Raw genomic sequence first — 23791 nt, forward strand, 5'->3', positions numbered from 1 at the left:
TCCAATTTACTTTGAAAATAATTTTAGGATGACAATCCTTTATTCAAAAGATAAAATTGGTTTTTGGAAAAGTAAATTTTAAAACGAAAGTGTTACTGCTTTAAATTCAAATATATACAAAATATTTAATATTAAATAAATTCTTACAAATTTTATTTAGCATTAATCAAAAATAAAAACAATTATAATTATGCTTCTACTCTAATTTTAGAAACCATAAAGGCGATCAGAACACCAAAAATTCCTATAAAGGCAAAAGAAAACTGTAGTCCAAAGTTTTGAGCAATATGACCAATTACTGGTGGTCCCATTAAAAATCCTAAAAAACTAACGCTTGAAACTATTGTTAAAGCTTCTCCTGGTGGAACAGTTGGATTTTTTCCGGCCAAACTATAAACAGTCGGAACAATCGTTGCAACACCCAGACCAACTGCCATAAATGCAATGGTACAAGGAACAATATAAGGAAGAAAAACAGCTGTAAAAAGCCCGGCAGAAATCATAACACCACTAATTTGCATCACGCGTTCCCTACCAAATTTATTAATAAGACCATCGCCTAAAAATCTTCCGCTGGCCATCATAATCATAAATGAGGTATATCCTAAAATTACTAAAGGCCCGGGAGCTTTTACAATATCTTTAAAATAAACACCACTCCAGTCAAACATTACGCCTTCGCTTGCCATACTGCAAAAACCAATAACTCCCAACCAGATTAAAGTGGCATCAGGTTTTGCAAACAATTTCTTTTTCTCTGTATTATGTTTGATTTTTTCTTTGGCTTTAACCAAAAATTTAAAATTAAAGGCAACCATTAACAAGACAACTCCGCCTACAATTAAAAAATGATGTAATGGAGATAAATGCAAAGCCAGCATTCCCAACCCTACCAAAGCCCCTGTAAATCCGGCAAAGCTCCACATGCCATGAAAAGAAGACATGATTGTTTTTCTAAAAAGAACTTCGGTATAAACGCCTTGTGTATTTACGGCTATATTGGCCAAATTTCCGAATAAACCAAACAAAAATAAACCCACAGATAATTGGAAAGCCGTTGTTGCCAAACCTAAATTGGCCAGACACAATACGTACATAATTAAAGAAAAGATCAAAATTCGATGACTTCCAAATTTGGTAACCATTTTTCCTGAAAAAGGCATGATTACCAATTGCCCCATTGGCAGCGCAAAAAGTATAGATCCCAAATCACCTTCGGTTAAGTGCAAAGCTGTTTTAATATCCGGAATTCGGCTTGCCCAGGTGGCAAAACTTAAACCCATTCCAAAATAAAACATTCCAACCGCAAAACGAATTCGGTTTAAATAAGAAGCTTTTGCTTCTCTGTAAACTTTCTTAATTTTTCCTTTGGTCTGAAAAAGTTGTAATGGATTGAAATTGATCAAAATTATCTCGTTTTGGGATTATATCATAAAAGTACAAAAATCCTTTTTTATATATCTATCCTAACTGGTTCTTCCCTTATTTATATCGTTATTGTTTATAATTTGAGACCCATTTTAAAAAAAAGCTTTATCATAAACTCATCCAAAAATATTTTCATAAACATATAAAAAACAATTTCATGATCGACTACACTTCATATTTCCCAATTATCTAATTGTTCAATTCTCGAATTAACCCTATTTTTGCCTTATGATAAAATGGATAACAAAACTGTTTTCATCAACACAAAAAGAAGAGAACATAGACAATATGAAAAAATATTTAATCGTAGGACTTGGTAATATTGGAGCCGAATACGTAAATACAAGACACAACATTGGATTTAAAGTACTTGATTTTTTAGCTAAAAAAGAAGGTCTTTCATTTGAAACGGTAAAGTTGGGTGCTTTGGCTGAATATAAATTTAAAGGCAGAACTTTTTTCCTTCTGAAACCAAATACTTATATGAATCTCAGCGGAAAAGCTGTTAAATACTGGATGGATAAAGAGAATATTCCATTAGAAAACATTTTGGTAATTACCGATGATTTGAATTTATCTTTTGGAACTATCCGAATTAAACCTAAAGGAAGTGATGGAGGTCATAATGGCCTAAAAAACATCAATTTGGTACTGAATACACAAAATTATACCCGTTTTAGATTTGGAATCAGTGATCAGTTTAAAAAAGGGCAACAAGTTGATTATGTTTTAGGTGACTGGGACGAAGATGAAAAGGCAAAATTGACTGAACGTCTTGAAGTATCAGCAGAAATTATAAAATCCTTTGGAACTGCCGGATTAGAAAACACGATGACAACTTTTAATGGAAAATAAAGATTTACAAGTATTTAAGTCTTTAAAAACCAAATTATCAATTTATTAAATGGAATAATAACCAAATAGTATTTTCAATTCCAAAGTTAAATGTCTAAATTTGGATAAATTATTATAAATCCTAAAAATCATAATATCATGGCTTTTGAATTACCACAATTACCTTATGCATATGATGCATTAGAACCACATATTGATGCTCGTACAATGGAAATTCACCATTCTAAACATCATAATGCATACACAACAAATCTTAATGCAGCTATTGCAGGGACAGATTTGGAAGGAAAAACAATCGAAAATATCTTAATCAACTTAGATAAATCAAACGCTGCAGTTCGTAACAATGGTGGAGGTTTTTACAACCACAATTTATTCTGGACTGTAATGTCTCCAAACGGAGGAGGATTACCAACTGGTGATTTATTAGCAGCAATTGAAGCTTCTTTTGGTTCTTTTGAAGAATTTAAAGCAAAATTTGCTAAAGCCGGAGCTACACAATTTGGTTCAGGATGGGCTTGGTTATGTGTACAAAAAGGTGGAAAATTAGATGTTTGCGGAACTCCTAATCAAGATAATCCATTAATGCCGGAAGTTGGTTGCGAAGGAACTCCAATTTTAGGTATGGACGTTTGGGAACATGCTTACTACTTAAACTACCAAAACAGAAGACCAGATTACATCGAAGCTTTCTTTAATGTTATTAACTGGACAGAAGTTGCAAGAAGATTTGCTTTAGACAAATAAGAGAATAGAGTAAAGATTATAGAATAAAGATTATAGAACAAAGAGAAAAGACGGATAACGTAGTGTTACCCGTCTTTTTTTGTGATTTATATTTTTTCTTTGTTCTATAATCTTTATTCTTTGCTCTAAAGAAAAAAAAGAAAATAAAAAAGGCGAAATCTCTTTCGCCTTTTTTGCCCCAAATCTACCATAAACTTAACCTACTAATGTTATGGTTCAGTAAATGTATGGCAGCTATTTGTAGCAAAAAAACTTTTTAGATGAATGGTAAATATATCCGATTAAGTTAAACCAGGAGAGAGTGAAGAGTCGAGAAAATAGATTATAGAATATAGATTATAGAACATAGAAAAAAGATGAAAGACCGAAATACAATGTGTCTATTTTTTATCTGTACTTCTTTTTTGTCTATATTCTTTGTTCTATATTCTCTAAAAAAAAAAGAAAATAAAAAAGGCGAAATCTCTTTCGCCTTTTTTGCCCCAAATCTACCATAAACTTAACCTACTAATGTTATGGTTCGGTAAATGTATGGCGACTATATGTAGTAAAAAAACTTTTTAGATGAATGGTAAATATTTTCGATAAAGTGATTCTAGCAATCTCTTTTATAAATACTTATCTGAATAAAATAAAAAAGGTGGAATTGCTTCCACCCTTTTTGCCCCAAATCTACCATAAACTTAACCTACTAATGTTATGGTATTTCAAAAGTATCATTGCTTTTCATTTTCACCAAACAAACAGGATGAACGGCAAAAAAAACCGATGAAATGCACAAATTAACCTTTTATTAGTATTTTATTAATACGCTCTTGCGTCTTTTCCCTCATAAAAATTCATAAAAGCTCTGTTTACAACTCGATTTCCTCCCGGAGTTGGATAATCTCCTGTAAAGTACCAGTCTCCTAAATTTTTAGGACATGCAATATGTAAATCTTCTACTTTTTGGAAAATAATTTTTACTTCTGCTTTAATCTCAGGAGAGCTTAACATCTCTGCGATTTTATCTGAAATCTCTTCTGGTGTAAATTGATCGTAGATTGCTGTTACATAATTCACAACATCTTTATCTTCAAAGTTTTCCTGTGCTTTACATTTAGCATAGACCTCGTCAACTATATGATATAGATTTCTTTCTTTTAATAAAGTTAAAGCCGCTCTAAAAGCAACAAGTCCTTCTAGTTTTGCCATATCGATTCCATAGCAATCCGGATAACGAATTTGTGGCGCTGATGAAACAATTACAATACGTTTTGGATTTAAACGATCCATCATTTTAATGATACTCATTTTTAGCGTTGTACCACGAACAATACTGTCGTCAATAATAACTAAATTATCTTCTGGTTTAATGACACCATAGGTAACATCGTAAACGTGAGCCACTAAATCATCACGACTACTATCTTCTGTAATAAACGTTCTAAGTTTTGCGTCTTTAATAGCAACTTTCTCTGTACGTATTTTTACAGCTAATAATTCTTGTAATGTTTCAGTTGTAAGTGTGTTTCTATTGGCTAAAATATAATTGTTCTTTCTCTGATTTAAGAAATCCTGTGCCGCTTCGACTAAACCATAAAATGAAGTTTCAGCTGTATTTGGAATATAAGAGAAAACTGTATTATCTGTATCGCTGTCAATTGCATTAAGAACGGCCGGTAAAATTAATTTACCTAAGTTTTTACGTTCCTGATAAATTTCGGCATCGCTTCCTCTTGAGAAATATATTCTTTCAAACGAACATGCTTTTTTAACAGTTGGTTCCAGAATTTGATTCATGGTAACTTTTCCGTTTTTCTTGATAATCAAAGCATTTCCCGGATCGATTTCCTGAACACTTTCAAAAGGAACATTAAATACCGTTTGAATAACCGGACGCTCAGAAGCTACAACCACAACTTCATCATCTTGGTAGAAGTATGCCGGACGAATTCCTGCCGGATCTCTAAAAACAAAGGCATCACCATGACCTAATAACCCAGCCATTGCGTAACCACCATCTAAGTTTTTAGCCGAACGTGTTAATATTTTTGCAATGTCCAAACGTTCTGCAATTACCGGAGAAGCTTCTCTTTTTGAATACCCTTCAGCTTTACAGTCTTGATACAATTGCATTACTTCTTTATCAAGGAAATGACCAATTTTTTCCATTACCGTAACAGTATCTGCCATTTCTTTTGGATGCTGTCCAAGCTCAACCAGATTTTCGAAAAGCTCTTTAACGTTTGTCATGTTAAAGTTTCCGGCTAAAATCAAATTACGGTGCATCCAGTTACTTTGACGTAAAAAAGGGTGAACACTTTCAATGCTGTTTTTTCCGAAAGTTCCATAACGAACGTGTCCTAAAAATAATTCTCCAACGTATGGAATTTGTGATTTTATTTTATCGACATCGTCACCAATTTCAGGATTCGCTTTTAATTCTTCGCTGATTCTCTCATTGATTTGTTTAAAAACATCTTGTATTGGCTGCGAATGATTTGAACGAACTCTGCTGATGTAGCGTTGTCCAGGTTCAACATCAAGTTTAATGCTTGCAAAACCAGCACCGTCTTGTCCACGGTTATGCTGTTTTTCCATCATTAAATACATTTTCTGAATTCCGTAAAATGCAGTTCCGTATTTTTCTTTATAATATTCAAGCGGTTTAAGAAGTCTAACTAAGGCTATACCACATTCGTGTTTTAAAGCGTCGCTCATTGTTTTTGTTTTTGTGTGTTGTGTAAGTTGTGTGTATTAACGTAATAAAAAAGCCCCGTGTTATCGAGGCTTTCGGGCATTATATTTCTATGTCAAACTGAGTTAACGACTTAAATTGCTGTAATCGAATCGCTACTTCTGCTTTGCTTAATGTCTCCATCCTTTCAGTTCCAAATTTCTCTACGCAGAACGAAGCTAAATTTGAACCATAAATAATTGCATTCTTCAAATTGTTAAATGAAATATTTTCACTTTGTGCAATAAATCCAGAGAAACCACCTGCAAAAGTGTCTCCTGCTCCTGTTGGATCAAAAACATCTTCTAATGGTAAAGCTGGTGCAAAAAATACTTCTCTATTGTGGAATAAAAGTGCGCCGTGTTCTCCTTTTTTGATCACCACATATTTTGGTCCCATATCCTGGATTTTGGCAGCCGCTTTTACTAATGAATATTCACCAGAAAGTTGTCTTGCTTCTTCGTCATTGATTGTAATAACATCTACTCGTTTAATAACGTCTAAAAGTTCTGGAAGAGCGCAGTCCATCCAAAAGTTCATAGTGTCTAAAACTACTAACTTTGGTTTTTTCTCTAATTGATCTAAAACACTACTTTGTACTAATGGGTGTAAGTTTCCTAACATCACAACATCAGCGTCTTTGTAGTTTTGAGGAACTTTTGGCTGAAAATCTGCCAAAACGTTTAATTCAGTAACCAAAGTATCTCTAGAGTTTAGATCGTTGTGGTATAAACCACTCCAGAAAAAGGTTTTACCACCTTTAACAATTTCGATACCAGAGATATCGATATTTTTTGAAGTCAATAAATCTAAATGTTCTTGAGGAAAATCGTCTCCAACTACAGAAACAATAGCCGATTGCAAGTTAAAAAAGGATGCTGATAAACCAATGTACGTTGCAGCACCACCTAATATTTTATCTGTTTTTCCGAAAGGAGTTTCAATCGCGTCGAAAGCAACCGTTCCAACAATCAATAATTTATTCATTTTATGAATTTCGAATTAGGGTGCAAAGATACTCTATAAGTTGCAATATTGCAATGGTTTAGGTTCTCAAAATTTTCTTAAAAAAAGAATGCCTTTTTCGGGGTCAAAACTATTGTAAATGAGTAAATTATAGTAATTCATTCTGAATGCTCAAAATAGGATTATCAGAATTAAATTGCAATATTTATTTTGAGAAAAACGCTGAATATTTTTGCTAGTTTTGTTTCAACACCAAATCTCATTTATGAAGAAAATTATACCTTTAATAATATTGTTTTGTCTTTTGATTTCCTGCGAAAGAAAAGAACCTAATTTTTCTGAGGAAATGATTGAAAAGTTAGCCCTTAGAGATAATGAAAAAGATGAATTATATGCATTTATTCCTTATGGATTTTCAGATGTCTATTTGATGACAAATCATAATGATATTTTCATGACAACTGAAAATTTTCTATATGCGTCTTACAAGCTGTACTATTCAAAAAGCTATAAATCTTACAAAATATTTTTAGAAACTTTTTTAGATGAAGATTTTGTATTTGATGAAAATTCTCGACTTATTATCGAAAAGAAATTTAAATTAAATAAGAAAATACAAAAAGAATATACTCAATTAGGCTTCGAAAAATTTCTGAAAAAATATTCGAAACCATCTTATAATAAAGGACAATTTGAACTTAAAAAAGCAATTATAGAATCAGAAGAATATTCTACAATTAGCTATTTGCTGTATTTAAACCGATATGATATCAGTTTTAATGATCCGCAAGTGAGATATTATATAAGAAAAAGAGAAGATTCTTTTAAATAAAAATTACAACTCAAACTTCTTATCAAAAGATTTTTTTTTAGAAAATTCAAAATATGTTGTCGTGACTGTTAACGATATTTTCTATCATTTTTTATTTATGATTCTTTAGTTTGTTTATATTTTTAATCCAATTGATAGCATCTTTCATAGGCTCTTCATCGTCTGAAAAAGCTGTATTGTGACCCAAGTTTGGGAACAATTTATATTCATAATGTTTTCCTTTAGATTTTAATTTATCAAGATATTCGATTGATAATTTCACAGGAACTTGGATGTCTTTACCACCAAAAATCCAGATTCCCGGAATTGATAATTTAGCAAGAATACCTTTGGGATCGGTGTCAACAAACTCATATTTATCAGGGTCATTGAATACATGTTTTCTTGCCTCCTCTTCGGAGTGTGTATCCCAAAACTTTTTATCTCCATTTGTATAAAATTGGAATCTCAATTGTTCTTTAACCGTTATAAGCGCTCCGCTAAATATGGTCATAAATTTGACTTCCTTATTTTTTTCTGCAGCCAATGGAATTATCCATCCAGCTTGACTACCTCCAATGAGACCTATTGATATTTTATTATTTGATAGAGATTTAGATAAAGTATTTACGGCAGCACTCGCATCTAAAGACAAAAGATTTAGGTTTGAGAAGTCAACATTGTTAGTTCCCACTTCAGGCCCGGCATATATCCCAGCTGATTCTCCGACTCCACGTTTATCATACGTTAAAACTGCAATTCCATTATTGGCTAGAATTGTTGCAAAGTCTATCATTCTTTTTTCTTGTCCAGATCCGTGAACAATCACAACGGCCGTCTGTATATTGTTAGGTGTAAAAACGGTTCCGGCGAGTGAAATTCCTTCACTAACAAATTTTATTTCCTTAGTAGTAAAGTTGGGTGGAAGTGCTGATGCATAACTAGTGACAAAAAACAGTACTATTAAGAGCGAATTCGTGTATATTTTTTTTGCTTTTAGCATGCTATTAAAAATTACAAGTTTATTTTTTATTTTTAATTCACAATTATCAATGTATTCTTTTTAATTGATTTTAAATTTTTTACAACTGATACTTCTTGTCAAAATAATTCTTCAAAAGACCAATTTGAATTAAAATCATAAAAGGAACTATTAAAATAGCGTACAATAAAGTTTTTGAAATATGGATTCCGGAAACGATTGCCGAAATCTTATCAGTGTACGATTTTCCTATTTCTATATTATTTTCTACCCCAGCAAAAAGAGTATTGTAAATTACTAAAAGAACTACTGCCACTCCAATAAACACCCACATTGATGTTGAAATCAATGGTTTGTAAGGTTTAATTTTGGCTTTTTCAGCAACAAGAATTTGCGACATTAAGTTTGAAGTAAAGTCAACAGATGGCGATTGCAAAGTATTTTCGGCCATCATTTTCTCAATAAGATTTTCTAAATTTTTATCTTCCTCTTTCATAACACTCTACTATTTCCGGTTCTAACTGCTTTTTTAAAATTACGGCTAATTTTTGTCGGCTTCTAAATAATTTCACCTTGACATTATTAGCGTTTATATCCATTATTTTGCCAATTTCTTCTAAATTCTGATCTTCAAAATAAAATAAAGTCAGTAAAAAATTATCTTCTCTCGGCAACAAATTTAAACAATTCTGAATGGCCTGCTTTCGTTCTTTATCTTCTAAAGCGCTCAAAGCATTGTCCATTGTTTTGACTAAATGCGATGAAAATTCATCTATCGAAATATTTAAATCTTCTTTTTTGTTTTTCTTTAAACGGTCTAAACAAGCGTTATAAGCAATTTTATAAATCCAGGTTGAGAATTTAGAATCCCCTTTAAACTTACTCAAAGAATTATACACTTTAATAAAAGTATCTTGTGCAGCTTCTTCGGCTTCTTCTTTGTTTTTAACCATTTTGAGCGACAATGTAAAAATCATATCCTTATAACGATCCACCAGCACGGCAAACAAATTTGTTTCTCCCTGCAGGATTCTATCGATATAATGCTGATCATTTAAAGTACTCATATTATATAGGACGACAGTTTGTTATTTTAGGTTACAAGAATTTTGAAAAATAAATTCCAAATTTTAATTGGGATGAAATACCAAAAATCAAATTCCAAATTTCAATTGACACAATTATATATAGTGAACTTTGTCAAAGTTATGGTGTGTAAAATAATTTAGCAATCAAAATTAATTGATTATCAGCAACTTTTGGGATTTGGAATTTAAAAATTGAAAATTTCATCTAAATGTTGTAACCTCAAATAAAAAGGTGTCGTCATATGGAATATCAATCAATTAAAACAATATAAATCATGGGACCAGAAGTATTAGTACCATTTAGTTTTTGCGCAACAATCTTCGGGATTGTCTATCTTATTTATTCAACAAGAAACAGAGAACGTCTGGCTCTTATAGAAAAAGGCGTTGATGCCAGCATATTTTTAAAAGGAAGAGCCAAAGGCGGTTCTGCCTGGAAAATCTTTGTTGTAAATCTTGCTTTCTTATTAATAGGTAGCGGTGTTGGAATTTTTATTGCTTTATTAATTACAACTTATACGTCATTAAATGATGGAGCGGTTTATCCTTCAATTATTTTTGTAATGGCTGGTATTGGACTTTTAGTTGGCTTTAAAACGGCAAAAGATTTAGATAAAGAAGAATAAAAATGCATCTTCGTACAAAAAAAAGCATCAAATATTTGATGCTTTTTTTTTATTCTTTAGATCCTATTGTTTCATAATAAACATCTACAGAAAGCTTAGCCTGCTGTGATGCCATTACAGCCAATTGATCGCAGCGTTCGTTTTGAGGATGATTATTATGCCCTTTTATCCATTTAAAATCAACCTGATGTTTGCGGTAAGAAATTAAAAACCTTTTCCACAAATCGGGATTTTTACGACCGGCAAAATTCTTTTTCTCCCAGCCTAAAACCCATTTTTTCTCCACAGAGTCTACTACATATTTAGAATCAGAGACTACTAAAACTTTCATATTTGGCTTCTTCAATTTTTCCAAACCAACAATTACAGCCAGAAGCTCCATTCTATTATTAGTAGTTAAACGAAAACCTTCATAGAATTCTTTTTTATGTGGCGTGCCAACCAACTCCATTACTACACCATAACCTCCATTACCCGGATTTCCTTTTGCAGCGCCATCTGTATATATATGTACTTCGTGATTCATTTTTTTATTTTTCACCATATAAGTAATATAAGTTCATTTAATTCTTACCGCTTATATTTCTTTATCAAAATGGCGATAGTTTTTAAACGACCAACTTATATATGCTTATATGACTTATATGGTTTATTTTTTTTTTTATTCTTCCAATAATCTATGAATAATCTCAGGAAAATGTTTTTGTTCTAATTCGTGAATCTTCTCGGCTACAGTTTCCGGAGTATCTTCCTCCGTTAAGGCTACGTTTGCCTGAAAAATAATACCGCCTTCATCGTAATTCTCGTTTACATAATGAATCGAAATTCCGGTTTCCTTTTCCTTATTATTTACTATAGCTCTGTGTATGTGCATACCATACATTCCTTTACCTCCATAATTGGGCAAAAGCGCAGGATGAATATTAATTATTTTATTTGGATATTGCTCAATTATGTTTTCCGGAAACTTCAATAAGAAACCTGCAAGAACTATCAAATCCGGGTCGATTTCCTGTATTTTTTGTAATACATTTCTTTCTAAAAGTTCATTTTTTGAGAAGATTTCGACTGGAATTTGATGATTTTTTGCTCTTTCGATAACTTTTGCCGAAGCATTATTTGTAAAAACAGAAACAACCTTTGCAATTTCAATTTTCGAAAAATATTTTATAATGTTCTCCGCATTAGTTCCTGATCCTGAGGCAAAAACGATGATTTTTTTCATAAAAGAGTTAATTTTAATACTGCAAAAAACGGAATAAAAATCGAAAATAAATAGCTTTAAAACGGCTTTCTTGAAATTAATTTTATAAATTAGTGTTACATTTATAAACTAAATCGTGGTTTTAAAATAAAGTTTTTTATTTTTGCCAACAAATTAAATTCTAAAATTAAAGATTATGTCAGACATTGCATCAAGAGTAAAAGCGATTATCGTAGACAAATTAGGTGTTGACGAAAACGAAGTTGTAACAGAAGCAAGCTTCACTAATGATTTAGGAGCTGACTCATTAGACACTGTTGAGCTTATTATGGAATTCGAAAAAGAATTTGATATTCAAATTCCAGACGATCAAGCAGAAAACATTGCTACTGTAGGTCAAGCTATTTCTTATATCGAGGAAGCTAAAAAATAATAATACCACACCCGAATTTTAAAAATTCCAAATTTGAATGTTCAAATTCCAAAATTGGGATTTGTTTTTTTGAAAAATTGGATTTTCTAAAAATCGGGTGTTATTATTTTTTTTAAAATTTAAATTTCGATTGATTTTCAATCAAAAAGATATATTTATTTGTAATACCACCCATGGCTCTTAAGTAATAAAACTGTTAAGAAAGCGTGGGTTTTATTTGTTTAAAGACACAAAATACATAATTTATGGCATTAAGGCGAGTTGTGGTAACAGGATTAGGTGCACTTACTCCTATCGGGAATAATATCCAGGATTATTGGAATGCACTTGTGAATGGAGTAAGCGGAGCCGCTCCTATCACATATTATGATACAGAGAAGCATAAAACGAAATTTGCCTGCGAAGTGAAAAACTTCAATATTGAAGATTACATGGATCGCAAGGAATCTCGTAGATTAGATAAATTTGCTCAATATGCAGTTGCTGCCAGTGATGAAGCTATCAAAGATGCTGGACTTACAGATGATAATGTCGACAAAACAAGAGTTGGTGTTATTTGGGGAGCAGGAATTGGAGGTTTAGAAACTTTCCAGGAAGAAGTAATTTACTATGCTAAAGGTGATGGAACTCCAAAGTTCAATCCGTTTTTTATTCCAAAAATGATTGCCGATATTGCTCCTGCGCATATTTCTATGCGTAATGGTTATATGGGTCCAAATTATACTACTGTTTCTGCATGTGCATCTTCTGCAAATGCATTAATCGATGCCTTCAACTACATCCGTTTAGGAATGTGTGACATTATTGTATCTGGTGGTTCAGAAGCTGCCATTACTATTGCAGGTATGGGAGGTTTTAACTCTATGCATGCTTTATCAACAAGAAATGAAAGCCCGGAAACAGCTTCAAGACCTTTTGATGCAACCAGAGATGGTTTTGTTTTAGGAGAAGGAGCAGGAGCTTTAGTTCTTGAAGATTACGAACACGCAAAAGCCAGAGGAGCAAAAATTTACTGTGAAATTGGTGGAGGCGGAATGTCATCTGATGCTTACCATTTAACTGCACCTCATCCGGAAGGAATTGGTGTTATCGCAGTAATGAAAAATACATTAAGAGACGCAGGAATGAATCCTGAAGATGTTGATCATATTAATACTCACGGAACTTCTACTCCATTAGGAGATGTTGCTGAGTTAAAAGCGATTAGCGCTGTTTTTGGTGATCATGCTAAAAACATCAATATCAATTCTACCAAATCAATGACAGGACACTTACTAGGTGCTGCAGGAGCTATTGAGGCAATTGCTTCAATCTTAGCAATGAAGCACGGAATTGTTCCTCCAACGATTAACCATACTGTTGTAGACGAAAAAATTGATCCGTCATTGAACCTTACTTTAAACAAACCTCAACACAGAGAGGTAAATGTTGCAATGAGTAATACTTTTGGTTTTGGTGGACACAATGCTTGCGTATTGTTTAAAAAAATTGCTGAGTAATTTCTGTTTATGAATATTATCAAAAAAATATTTTCTAAATCCCGTTCTCTAGAAGACGGGATTTTTTTTGACACTATTCAGAAAATTCTTGGTTTTCAGCCTTCAAACATTGAATTTTACCGAAAAGCTTTTACTCACAGGTCATCAAACAAGCTGGACGAAGCGGGTCATCCAATAAATTATGAACGTTTAGAATTTTTGGGAGACGCTATGTTAAGTGCCGTTATTGCCGCACATTTATTTAATAAGGCCCCAAATGGAGATGAGGGTTATTTAACAAAAATGCGCTCTAAAATAGTAAGCCGTGAACACTTAAACGAACTCGGTAAAGATTTAAATTTAGTGCGATTTGTAGAAAGTAAAGTACCTGTACAGCACTTTGGAGAAAACATACACGGTAATATTTTTGAATCACTGATTGGCGCTATCTATCTGGACAAAGGGTACTCTTATTGCGAAAGATTTATTCAAAAAAGAGTCATTACACCTTATGTCGATATTGCAAGACTTGAAGGAAAAGTAATTAGTTACAAAAGCTTAGTTATCGAATGGTGTCAGAAAGAAAAAAGAGTTTTTCATTATGACATTTTCGAAGATAACGGTATTGACGGACAACGCTTATTTGGTGTAAAATTAAGCATAGACGATAAAGTAATCGCAAGAGCGCGAGCAACTTCGAAAAAGAAAGCAGAAGAAAAAGCATCCCAACGTGCTTATTTTGCATTTCAAGAAAAAATTGACAAGAAATAACTACAAGAATGCTGTAATTTTCTTAAGGCTATATCGTTTTCGTTTATAAATTAACAAAAACATCCAGCTGATAACTATTGATGCTCCGTTAGAAATAGTATATTTACAACTTGATTTTTCATGACATGGCTATTCATAGATTGGATTTAGACGAATTTGACGAAATTGATTATTATTTAATGGCAATTCATACTTCATTAGAAGATTATCGATTGGCCTATTTTATCAATAAAAACCTTCCGATTAACTTAAGTAAGAGCAAAAACGAGATCCATGCTCAAACAAAAGAAGGCGAGGCAAATTTTTCGAGATTTTATTATTATGATTCTGAAAAAGCTGTTTCATGGAATTTGATTCAGAATAAAAATGAGATCATTTCCGTGAGTACAAATGATTTCCAGAATTTGTTTTCTAATGAAACAAGTGAGGTTTCTACAACAATTCATTTACTTCCTGAATTCAAAAAAGTAGATTTTTTCCTGAAAATTGAAAACAGCGAAGAGGCTGTCGATTTTTCAGAAATTCAACAACATTTAAATTCAATAGAAAGTGTTGCGGCTGTTTATGCTGTGGACACCAATAAAATAAAATCAAAAAACAATCTAATTTTTTAAAAAAAATGTTAACAAACAAGAAAACCAAAATTGTTGCTACACTTGGTCCCGCATGTAGTACGAGAGAGATTATCAAGGATATGATCGAGGCAGGGGTTAATGTGTTTAGAATCAATTTTTCGCATGCTGATTACGAAGGAGTAAAAGAAAAAATCGATATTATTAGAGGCTTAAACGAAGAGTTTGGTTATACTACTGCAATTCTTGGTGATTTGCAAGGACCAAAACTTAGAGTTGGTGTAATGGAAGAAGGTACTGTTGTACATGATGGAGACGAAATTACTTTTACAACTGCAGAAGATATTATCGGAAATGCAAAAAAAGCATTTATGAAATATCAGAATTTCCCAAATGATGTAAATGTTGGAGAGCGTATTTTGCTTGACGATGGTAAACTTATTTTTGAAATTGTTTCAACAGATAAAAAAACAGAAGTTGTTGCTAAAGTTATTCAAGGTGGAGAATTAAAATCTAAAAAAGGGGTTAATCTTCCAAACACAAAAATATCTTTACCGGCTTTAACCGAAAAAGATATTGCTGATGCTATTTTTGCAATTGAGCAAAAAGTAGACTGGATTGCACTTTCGTTCGTGAAAACGCCACGCGATTTACAAGATTTACAAGAATTGATTGCGAAACATTCTGATGTTAAAATTCCAATTATTGCTAAAATTGAAATGCCGGAAGCTCTTGAGAACATGGATAAAATTGTAGCATATTGCGATGGTTTAATGGTGGCTCGTGGAGATCTTGGAGTTGAACTTCCTGCTCATGAAGTTCCATTGGTTCAAAAAGACCTGATCAGAAGAGCAAAAACTGCCAGAATTCCTGTTATCGTTGCTACTCAAATGATGGAAACAATGATTACAAGCTTAACTCCAACAAGAGCAGAAGTTAATGACGTTGCAAACTCAGTAATGGATGGTGCAGATGCTGTAATGTTGTCTGGAGAAACTGCTACAGGTAATTATCCGGTACAGGTTATCCAGAGAATGACACAAATTTGTGAAGCAGTAGAAAATTCTGAACTTATTCATGTTCCACAAAACACACCTCAAATTAAAACAAAACGTTTTGTTACTAAAACAGTTTGTCATCAGGCAGCTTTGTTAGCAAACGAAATTGAAGCTAAAGCTATTTGTACCTTAACAAATAGTGGTTATACCGCTTTTCAAATTTCAGCCTGGAGACCATCTTCTGCACATATTTTAGTATTCACTTCAAACAGAAGAATCTTAACACAATTGAATTTGTTATGGGGAGTTAAATCTTTCTTCTATGATAACGAAGAAAGCACTGATGATACTGTTACTGATGTAAACAGAATTGCAGTTGAAAAAGGTTATGCTACAAAAGGAGATTATTTGATTAACCTTGCAGCAATGCCAATTAAAGATAAAGGAATGGTTAACACCATGAGAGTTTCTGAAATCGAATAATTATTTTCTACATATTTACAAAAAGCCACTTATTAAAGTGGCTTTTTTTTTATTATCTGTCTCGTCCTAAAATAAGTTGACACTAAATCAGCTTATTTTGAAAAACAAAGTGAGCACTCGCAAAATCTTATTACCCCTAAACAAAAAGAGGTTATTTCCTATAATAATACCCCAAAATGGTACCGCGGAAAATAGTTTAATACTATTTTTATGTGTTTTTTCTATCAAAAAGAACATTTTCCTTTGTAACTAATCTGATTTTGAGATAATTATGTTTAGCTTTTTGGTAAAAAAACTAGACAAAACTGCCCGTCTATTTACATGAGCCAAGCTCCCAAAAATAAGTTGCAAGTATTTGATATTCAAATTTTTAAAATGTTTCATTTTATAAAATGAAACATTTTGGTGCAAATTTTAAAATTTTGTTGTTTCATTTTATAAAATGAAACAAGCTCAGTCCGATAAAACACTATTCTTCGCTTATTTATTAGTTAAATTTGAGAAACTTAAAAAAAAGTTAAAAAATTTTCGTTCCAAATTTGAAACAAAATGAATTTGAAACATATCCAAAAAATGCAACCTGTCTGGAGATATGTTTTTTAAAATTTGTGCTTTCCACATTATTTTTTTGAACCATTAAGCTCACATATAACAAAAATTATTAACGAATCTTATTACCATGAAAAAAAGTAATTTCAGAAATGCAATACTGCTCTTTGCATTGGCCTGCTTTGCCGCTCCACAGATAGAAGCCCAAAATGCAAAAAAACCGAATATCTTAGTCCTTTGGGGCGATGATATTGGAACTACCAATATTAGCGCCTATAGCGATGGACTTATGGGATATACCACACCCAACATTGATCGTTTAGCAAATGAAGGGCTGCGTTTCCTTCATTATTACGGAGAACAAAGCTGTACTGCAGGACGTGCTGCTTTTTTAACGGGACAGCATGGTCTTAGAACAGGACTTACAAAGGTTGGTTTTCCGGGAGCACCAATGGGAATGAGTCAGTTAGATCCTTCAGTTGGTGGAATAATGAAGAATTTAGGATATGTAACAGGTCAGTTTGGTAAAAATCACGTTGGAGATCGTAACGAAAGTTTACCAACTGTCAACGGCTTTGATGAATTTTTTGGTAATCTGTATCACTTAAATGCCGAAGAAGAACCAGAATTGCCAGATTATCCTAAAGATCCGGAGTATTTGAAAAAATTTGGACCAAGAGGAGTTTTAAAATGTACAGCAACAAATGTTGATGATGCGACAACAGATCCTAGATTTGGAAGAGTAGGAAAGCAAAAAATTGAAGATACCGGAGCACTTACTAAAAAAAGAATGGAAACCGTTGATGACGAAACATCAGCAGCAGCTATTGATTTTATCAAAAGACAAAACGCTGCGGGCAAACCATTTTTCTGCTGGTTTAATGCTACTCGTATGCACCTTCGTACACACGTTAGAAAAGAACACAGAGGAAGATATACACATGGAGACAGTGAATATATTGATGGTATGATCGAACATGATGAAACTATCGGAAGCATTTTAAAAGCTTTAGACGAGTTAGGAATTGCAGATAATACTATTGTGGTATATTCTACAGACAATGGCCCTCATATGAACACATGGCCTGATGGAGCCATGACACCATTCCGTTCAGAAAAAAATACAAACTGGGAAGGAGCTTTCCGTGTACCTTGTATCGTGCGTTGGCCAGGACACATTAAACCAGGAGTAACTACTGAATTAATGAGCCATAATGACTGGATTCCTACATTCGCTTCAATTGCAGGCGAGCCAGATATCGTAAATAAACTTTTAAAAGGTTATTCTGCAAACGGGAAAACATATAAGGTTCACTTAGATGGTTTTGATCAAAGTAAATTTTTAGAAGGCAAAACACAAAAAAGCGCCAGAGATAAATTCTTCTATACAGATGATGATGGTCTTTTAGTTGGTTTGAGAGAAGGAGATTATAAATATGTTTTTGCTGAACAACGGCTAGAAGGAACATTGGGAGTTTGGGCAGAACCTTTTACAAAACTTCGTCTGCAAAAAATATTCAATTTGTATCAGGATCCTTTTGAAAGAGCCGATATAACTTCAAATACTTTTTGGGACTGGCAACTGAATCACGTACAATTAATGTATGGAGCAATTCAGGATGTGGTTGTTTTTGCAGAAACATTTAAAGATTATCCACCAAGATCAATTCCACCAAGTTTCTCAGCTTATACTATTATGGAAGAAGCTATGAAAGATATCAAGGCAAAACAATATATAGAAAAAAATGTGATGCCTAAATTAAAAGAAGAAGCAGAAGATACTTCAAAAAAGAAAAAATAATTTATTGAACATTAAAGAAGACAGGGTTTATTAAAACCCTGTTTCTTTTCATTTAAAACTATTTGATATGCAAAAAAAAATATTACTAATCCCTGCGATGATTTTTTTATTTATTTCATGTAAAAAATCTGAAGAAGGTACAACAGTTAATCCAAAAGATAGTACAGAAAGTACTGTAACCAGTGGTGATCCTTTACCTAGTTGGAATGACGGAGCTTTAAAAAAAGATATTATTGCATACGTTGAAAAAGTAACTAAAGAAGGAAGCCCTGATTTTATTCCGATAGAAGATAGAATTGCAACCTTTGACAATGACGGAACACTTTGGGCTGAAAAGCCTTATGTTCAAGAGCTATTTGCTTTTTATCGAGTTAAAAAAATGGTAGAAGCAAATCCTGCTTTAGCACAAAAACAGCCTTTTAAAGCTGTTGTAGAAAAAGACAAAACTTTTTTTGAAAAAGGAGGAGATAAAGCACTTATAGAATTGGTTGCTGCAACTCATACCGGAATGACCGAAGATGAGTTTGAAGCTTCTACAAAAGAGTTTTTTGCTGGTGCCCAATATCCTGGAAAAAATGTTCCGATAAAACAAATCAGATACCAACCTCAATTGGAGCTTTTAAATTATTTGCGCGCAAATGGTTTCAAAACTTTTATTGTTACTGGTGGAACGGTTGAAGTTGTCAGAGCAATATCTCAGGATTATTATGGGATCCCAAAAGATCAGGTTGTTGGAACTTCATTCAAATATAAATTTGACGATGCTAAAAATGCAATCTTAAGAGAACCTGCTTTAGATCATTTTAATGATAAAGAAGGAAAACCTGTCGGGATACAATTGCATATTGGCCAAAGACCAGTTTTTGCCTGTGGAAACGAAGGCGGAGCCGGAGATCTTGCCATGTTAAGATATTCTCAGGGAAATAAATATCCCTCTTTTCAATTGATTGTAAACCATAACGATTCTATAAGAGAATACAATTATCAGGAAAAAGATAATCTGTCGCTAAGCACTGCTGCAAAATACAAATATCATGTAATCAGCATGAAAGATGACTGGAAAAAAATATTCCCTGACAAATAATTAGAATTTGAAATAAAAATAGCTTTTCTGCCCTAAAATTTTAGAATTAAAGATTGTATAATTTATTCCTAAATACCACATGAAAACAAATTTTAGATCAATCAAATCAGCCAGTCTCCTGAAGACTTTTGGCTTGCTTTTTTGCTTCTTGATAGCCAGTCTTGGTTATGCTCAAAAAAGCCCAAATATTATTATTTTATTATCAGATGACACCGGATGGGGAGATTTAGGTCCTTATGGCGGTGGAGAAGGTCGTGGAGCTGCAACCCCCAATATCGACCGCATGGCAAACGAAGGAATGCAGTTTTGGTCATTTTATGGCCAGCCGAGCTGTACACCCGGAAGAGCAGCTTTGATAACAGGAAGAATTCCTAATCGTAGCGGTATGACAACCGTTGCGTTTCCTGGTGATGGAGGAGGACTGCCTAAAGCCGAATGGACATTAGCCTCTTTATTGAAACGTAAAAACTATAGTACCTTTTTTGCCGGAAAATGGCATCTTGGAGAAGAAGACTATTCAATGCCGATTGCTCAGGGCTTCGATGTCATGAAAAATGTAACCTTATATCATTTAAATGCATATACGTATACTGATCCGGAGTGGAATGCAGACATGCCAGAGGATATTAGAGCAACTTGGGTCAAAGGAACCAAAGGCGCTTTAGAGGGAGAGGCTGGAAAACCATACAGAGAAGTTAGAAAAATAGACGGAAAAGTAATTCCGTTTCTAGATCAATATACAGAGGAAGAATCTATAAAATGGCTGAAAGAAAATGGTAAAAAAGATAAACCATTTTTTATGGAAATCTCTTTTGCAAAAAATCACCAGCCAAATTTACCGCATCCTGATTATGCAGGAAAATCTGCAGGTAAAAATAAATACGCTGATTGTATTGTTGAATTAGATTCAAGAATTGGTCGTATTATGGATGAAGTTCGTAACATGGGAATTGCCGAAAACACTTTAATAATCTATACTGTAGATAATGGAACCTGGCAGGATGTTTATCCGGATTGTGGTTATACTCCGTTTAGAGGAACAAAAGGAACAGATCGCGAAGGCGGTAGCCGTATTCCAACATTAGCCTGGTGGCCTGGAAAAATCAAAGCAAACAGCAAAAATAACGACATTTTAGGAACACTTGATTTTATGGCAACATTTGCCGCCTTGTCAGGACAAGAATTACCAACGGTAGACAGAGATGGTAAACCTACAATTTTTGATAGTTACGATATGTCGCCGGTTTTATTTGGTACAGGAAAATCAAAAAGAACAATGTGGTTTTATTTTACAGAAGATGAATTATTGCCGGGAGCAATAAGAATTGGAAAGTTCAAAGCAGTCTTTAATTTACGTGGTGATAACGGACAAGCAACAGGAGGTTTAGCCGTAGATTCTAATTTAGGTTGGAAAGGAGCTGCGAGTTACGTAGCAACTGTACCACAAATATTTGACTTATGGGCAGATCCGCAAGAGCGCTATGATTTATTCATGAACAACTTTACAGAAAAAACCTGGTTCTTGCCAACTGTTCAGAACATTATTGGAGAATTTGCTAAAACCTATGAAAAATATCCACCTCATGTAGTACAAAGTAACCTGTATCCTGGGCCAATTACTATTGATAATTATTTAAAACTTAAAGATGCACAAGAGAAATTAAAATCCATATCAACTGCTAAAAGAAGCGGTGGAGGGTGATAATTAGCTGGTTATAAATTTTAAGAGTTAAAAAACAAACAGCTTTTACAAGTTTAAAAGTTGTTTGTTTTTGATTTTGGAATAATTAAAAATCAGAAAAGAAAAATTATGAAACTATCTTCCACTTTGATTAAATCTTTATTTGCGACGTTTTTTTTTCTTTTAAATTTTAGTGCATCTGCCCAAGAAGAGCCAAAAGCAGGGACTAGCGCACAGGAACTCGCCGATAAAATGGCAAATCCGGTTGCGAGTTTAATTAGTGTTCCGCTGCAAAATAATCTCACTTATGGGATCGGTGCTTATAATGGATCGAAATATCAGATCAATATACAGCCCGTTGTTCCTTTTAAATTAAGTGAAAATTTAAATTTAATTACACGTTATATTCTTCCCGTTGTAGATCAGCAGGATGTTACAGGCGAAAACACACATGAATTTGGCTTAAGTGATGCAACAGTAACCGCTTTTTTTGCTCCTAAAACTAAAGGAATAATACTAGGCGTTGGTCCTGCTTTTTTAGTACCAACCGCTACTGAAAAATTTTTAGGAACAGAAAAATTCGGAATTGGACCAAGCGTTTTAGTCATGCATCAGGGAAAAGGACTTTCTATAGGTTTTTTAGCCAATCAAATTTGGTCTGTAGCAGGAAATGCAGACAGAACAGATTTCAATCAGTTTTACACCCAACTATTTCTAACACATAGTTATAAAAGTGGGGCCAGTTTAGGTATTACCTCAGAAATTACACAAAACTGGCAGGGAAATACAACCCTTATAACCGTTAGTCCAAATGTTGGAGCCATTACAAAATTAGGTGGTCAGACCATGCAATTTGCTGTTATGCCTTTAATTCCAGTAGTAGGACATTCAAGCATAAGACCAGATTGGGGATTAAGAGCCGTGGTTGCATTTATATTTCCCGGATAGTAAATCATTGCTCTTATTAAAAAACATAATTTGTTTTAGACTAAAAAAATTAGAGTAATCGAAAATTTACCAATTTATAATAAACGATATTATGAAAAACAAAAGCATTATTTTTTTAGCAATTTTTTCTTTGATGTTCAATATTGGATGCGAAAAAAAGACCTCAGAAAATGTTGCATCAACAACAGTTGCATCGTCCGGAACTGAAATAAAAATGGATGGAGAATTGCCTTCAAAAGAATCCATTCCGGCATTATTTGACGAAATGGATTTTCAACAGGCAACACAATGCTATTTGTGGGCATTACCAATTGTCGGTTTTGCCGAATGGCAATATCAACATTATAAAACCTTTAAGGCATCAAGTAACGACCTTGTTCTTTATAATTCATATGCCGATCGTTTAGGAATTTTGACTGCCAATGCAACAACTCCCTATATATTGACATTCATTGATCTGGCAGCAAATGGACCAACGGTTATCGAAATGCCAGCAGGACGAACTGCAGGTGGTTTGGCAGATTTTTGGCAAAGAGAACAGGCAACCATTGGAGAAATGGGACCTGACAAAGGAAAAGGAGGTAAATATATTTTAGTGCCACCAACTATGAAAGATTTTAAAGCCCCTGGTTATTTTATTGTTCCCTGCAATACTGTTAATATGTTCTTTGGTTTTAGAACACTTGATCCAGATCCAAAAGTAACCGAAACGTTATTGAAACTGGTAAAAATTTATCCATATGCACAACGAGCAAATCCAACTCCAACAAAAGTAGTTAGTCCTCCTGCAGGAAAAAAATGGCTCGGAATTCCGCCAACCGGAATTGCTTATTGGGAACGTCTTCATGCTATTTTACAAAATGAACCTGTAGAAGAACGTGATCGTTTTTTTATGGCATGGCTTAGAAATCTCGGAATAGAAAAAGGAAAACCTTTTGCTCCGGATGAACGTCAGAAGAAAATTTTAATTGCGGCTGCTGAAAAAGGACAGCAAATGGCAATGGCAAATTCTTTCGAAAAACGTTTTGCAGATGTAAAACACTGGCCAGATAAACACTGGGATTATGTCCTGATTATGAAAAATGCATCGCAACATGCTGCTACTTATGATGAGTTTTTTGAGAGAGCTTCTTATTTCTATGAAGCAGTTACTTATTCCCAAGCTATGATGTCCAAAACACCAAATGTGGGTCAGGCGTATTTAGGAGCTTATTATGATAATGAAGGAAATTGGTTAGACGGAGCTAAAAATTACACTTTAAATGTTCCTGCAAATCCTCCAGCCGTGAATTTCTGGTCTATTACGGTTTACGATTCGGCTACTCGTTGTTTGATTGATAATCCGCAACAAAATGCCGATTTATCTTCCCGTAAAGATTTAATAAAAAACACTGATGGTTCAGTTGATTTATATTTCGGGCCAAAAGCTCCTGCCGGAAAAGAGAAAAATTGGGTACAGACTTTACCAGGAAAACATTGGTTTACTTATATGCGTTTTTATGGTCCTACTGCAGCTTACTTTGATAAAAGCTGGAAAATGGATGACATTAAAGAAGTGAAATAAATA

General features: G+C 33.5%; 22 protein-coding genes. 14 read left to right on the forward strand and 8 right to left on the reverse strand.

Going from position 1 to position 23791, the window contains the following annotated elements; genetic code table 11:
- Positions 1–188: 188 nt before the first annotated feature.
- Positions 189–1406, reverse strand: coding sequence for an MFS transporter (locus OLM51_RS01910; RefSeq protein ID WP_264552735.1), 1218 nt, complete (start codon positions 1404–1406; stop codon positions 189–191).
- A gap of 250 nt (positions 1407–1656) precedes the next feature.
- On the opposite strand from OLM51_RS01910, the gene pth reads away from it, so the two are divergent.
- Both pth and OLM51_RS01920 read left to right on the forward strand, forming a co-directional pair.
- Positions 1657–2283, forward strand: a complete 627-nt coding sequence (gene pth, locus OLM51_RS01915) for an aminoacyl-tRNA hydrolase (RefSeq protein ID WP_264552736.1) — start codon at positions 1657–1659, stop codon at positions 2281–2283.
- 138 nt (positions 2284–2421) lie between these two features.
- On the forward strand, positions 2422–3030 hold the full coding sequence (locus OLM51_RS01920) for a superoxide dismutase (protein ID WP_264552737.1): 609 nt from the start codon (positions 2422–2424) through the stop codon (positions 3028–3030).
- Between the two features lie 804 nt (positions 3031–3834).
- On the opposite strand, the gene OLM51_RS01925 is transcribed toward OLM51_RS01920, so the two are convergent.
- Both OLM51_RS01925 and OLM51_RS01930 read right to left on the reverse strand, forming a co-directional pair.
- Positions 3835–5733, reverse strand: a complete 1899-nt coding sequence (locus OLM51_RS01925) for an amidophosphoribosyltransferase (protein ID WP_264552738.1) — start codon at positions 5731–5733, stop codon at positions 3835–3837.
- Positions 5734–5812: 79 nt separating this feature from the next.
- Positions 5813–6736: a PfkB family carbohydrate kinase gene (locus tag OLM51_RS01930; RefSeq protein ID WP_053472906.1), complete on the reverse strand. Its 924-nt coding sequence runs from the start codon at positions 6734–6736 to the stop codon at positions 5813–5815.
- A gap of 244 nt (positions 6737–6980) precedes the next feature.
- Here OLM51_RS01930 and OLM51_RS01935 point away from each other — a divergent pair, with 244 nt between their 5' ends.
- The gene (locus OLM51_RS01935) at positions 6981–7547 is read left to right on the forward strand and encodes a hypothetical protein (RefSeq protein WP_264552739.1); all 567 of its coding nucleotides are present in this window, start codon (positions 6981–6983) and stop codon (positions 7545–7547) included.
- A gap of 91 nt (positions 7548–7638) precedes the next feature.
- Here OLM51_RS01935 and OLM51_RS01940 read toward each other — a convergent pair whose 3' ends face one another.
- The 3 genes from OLM51_RS01940 to OLM51_RS01950 all read right to left on the reverse strand — a co-directional run bounded on the left by OLM51_RS01940 (position 7639) and on the right by OLM51_RS01950 (position 9575).
- Positions 7639–8529 (reverse strand): alpha/beta hydrolase family protein, encoded by an 891-nt coding sequence (locus tag OLM51_RS01940; RefSeq protein ID WP_264552740.1) that lies wholly within the window; start codon positions 8527–8529, stop codon positions 7639–7641.
- A 79-nt stretch (positions 8530–8608) separates the two neighbouring features.
- Positions 8609–9004: a hypothetical protein gene (locus tag OLM51_RS01945; protein WP_264552741.1), complete on the reverse strand. Its 396-nt coding sequence runs from the start codon at positions 9002–9004 to the stop codon at positions 8609–8611.
- Positions 8988–9575: an RNA polymerase sigma factor gene (locus tag OLM51_RS01950; RefSeq protein ID WP_264552742.1), complete on the reverse strand. Its 588-nt coding sequence runs from the start codon at positions 9573–9575 to the stop codon at positions 8988–8990. The genes OLM51_RS01945 and OLM51_RS01950 overlap by 17 nt, the downstream gene beginning before the upstream one ends.
- A 296-nt stretch (positions 9576–9871) precedes the next feature.
- Here OLM51_RS01950 and OLM51_RS01955 point away from each other — a divergent pair, with 296 nt between their 5' ends.
- A complete protein-coding gene (locus OLM51_RS01955) occupies positions 9872–10222 on the forward strand; it encodes a DUF6249 domain-containing protein (RefSeq protein WP_264552743.1) in 351 nt (116 codons plus the stop codon).
- A gap of 49 nt (positions 10223–10271) precedes the next feature.
- Here the strand turns inward: OLM51_RS01955 and rnhA are convergent, their stop codons facing one another.
- Both rnhA and purN read right to left on the reverse strand, forming a co-directional pair.
- Entirely contained in the window at positions 10272–10748 is a 477-nt protein-coding gene (gene rnhA / locus OLM51_RS01960; protein WP_264552744.1) for a ribonuclease HI, read from the reverse strand.
- A gap of 135 nt (positions 10749–10883) precedes the next feature.
- Positions 10884–11447, reverse strand: a complete 564-nt coding sequence (gene purN / locus OLM51_RS01965; RefSeq protein WP_264552745.1) for a phosphoribosylglycinamide formyltransferase — start codon at positions 11445–11447, stop codon at positions 10884–10886.
- Positions 11448–11622: 175 nt separating this feature from the next.
- Here purN and OLM51_RS01970 point away from each other — a divergent pair, with 175 nt between their 5' ends.
- From OLM51_RS01970 to OLM51_RS02015, 10 genes are all read left to right on the forward strand, one after another.
- Positions 11623–11859: an acyl carrier protein gene (locus OLM51_RS01970; protein ID WP_007137004.1), complete on the forward strand. Its 237-nt coding sequence runs from the start codon at positions 11623–11625 to the stop codon at positions 11857–11859.
- A 245-nt stretch (positions 11860–12104) separates the two neighbouring features.
- The gene (fabF, locus tag OLM51_RS01975; RefSeq protein ID WP_264552746.1) at positions 12105–13358 is read left to right on the forward strand and encodes a beta-ketoacyl-ACP synthase II; all 1254 of its coding nucleotides are present in this window, start codon (positions 12105–12107) and stop codon (positions 13356–13358) included.
- A gap of 9 nt (positions 13359–13367) precedes the next feature.
- On the forward strand, positions 13368–14108 hold the full coding sequence (gene rnc / locus OLM51_RS01980; RefSeq protein WP_264552747.1) for a ribonuclease III: 741 nt from the start codon (positions 13368–13370) through the stop codon (positions 14106–14108).
- A gap of 125 nt (positions 14109–14233) precedes the next feature.
- Positions 14234–14722, forward strand: a complete 489-nt coding sequence (locus OLM51_RS01985) for an IPExxxVDY family protein (RefSeq protein ID WP_213258526.1) — start codon at positions 14234–14236, stop codon at positions 14720–14722.
- A 5-nt stretch (positions 14723–14727) separates the two neighbouring features.
- Positions 14728–16161 (forward strand): pyruvate kinase, encoded by a 1434-nt coding sequence (gene pyk / locus OLM51_RS01990; RefSeq protein WP_264552748.1) that lies wholly within the window; start codon positions 14728–14730, stop codon positions 16159–16161.
- 679 nt (positions 16162–16840) lie between these two features.
- Positions 16841–18511 (forward strand): arylsulfatase, encoded by a 1671-nt coding sequence (locus tag OLM51_RS01995; protein WP_264552749.1) that lies wholly within the window; start codon positions 16841–16843, stop codon positions 18509–18511.
- A gap of 67 nt (positions 18512–18578) precedes the next feature.
- Positions 18579–19595 carry an HAD family hydrolase gene (locus OLM51_RS02000; RefSeq protein ID WP_264552750.1) on the forward strand — a complete coding sequence of 339 codons (1017 nt, stop codon included), beginning with the start codon at positions 18579–18581 and terminating at the stop codon, positions 19593–19595.
- A gap of 79 nt (positions 19596–19674) precedes the next feature.
- Entirely contained in the window at positions 19675–21297 is a 1623-nt protein-coding gene (locus tag OLM51_RS02005) for an arylsulfatase (RefSeq protein ID WP_264552751.1), read from the forward strand.
- 108 nt (positions 21298–21405) lie between these two features.
- On the forward strand, positions 21406–22224 hold the full coding sequence (locus tag OLM51_RS02010) for a hypothetical protein (RefSeq protein WP_264552752.1): 819 nt from the start codon (positions 21406–21408) through the stop codon (positions 22222–22224).
- A gap of 91 nt (positions 22225–22315) precedes the next feature.
- Positions 22316–23788, forward strand: a complete 1473-nt coding sequence (locus OLM51_RS02015; RefSeq protein ID WP_264552753.1) for a DUF1254 domain-containing protein — start codon at positions 22316–22318, stop codon at positions 23786–23788.
- Positions 23789–23791: the final 3 nt, after the last annotated feature.

Origin of the sequence: Flavobacterium sp. N2038, from assembly GCF_025947185.1 — a bacterium.
In the GTDB taxonomy this organism is placed as follows: Bacteria; Bacteroidota; Bacteroidia; order Flavobacteriales; family Flavobacteriaceae; genus Flavobacterium.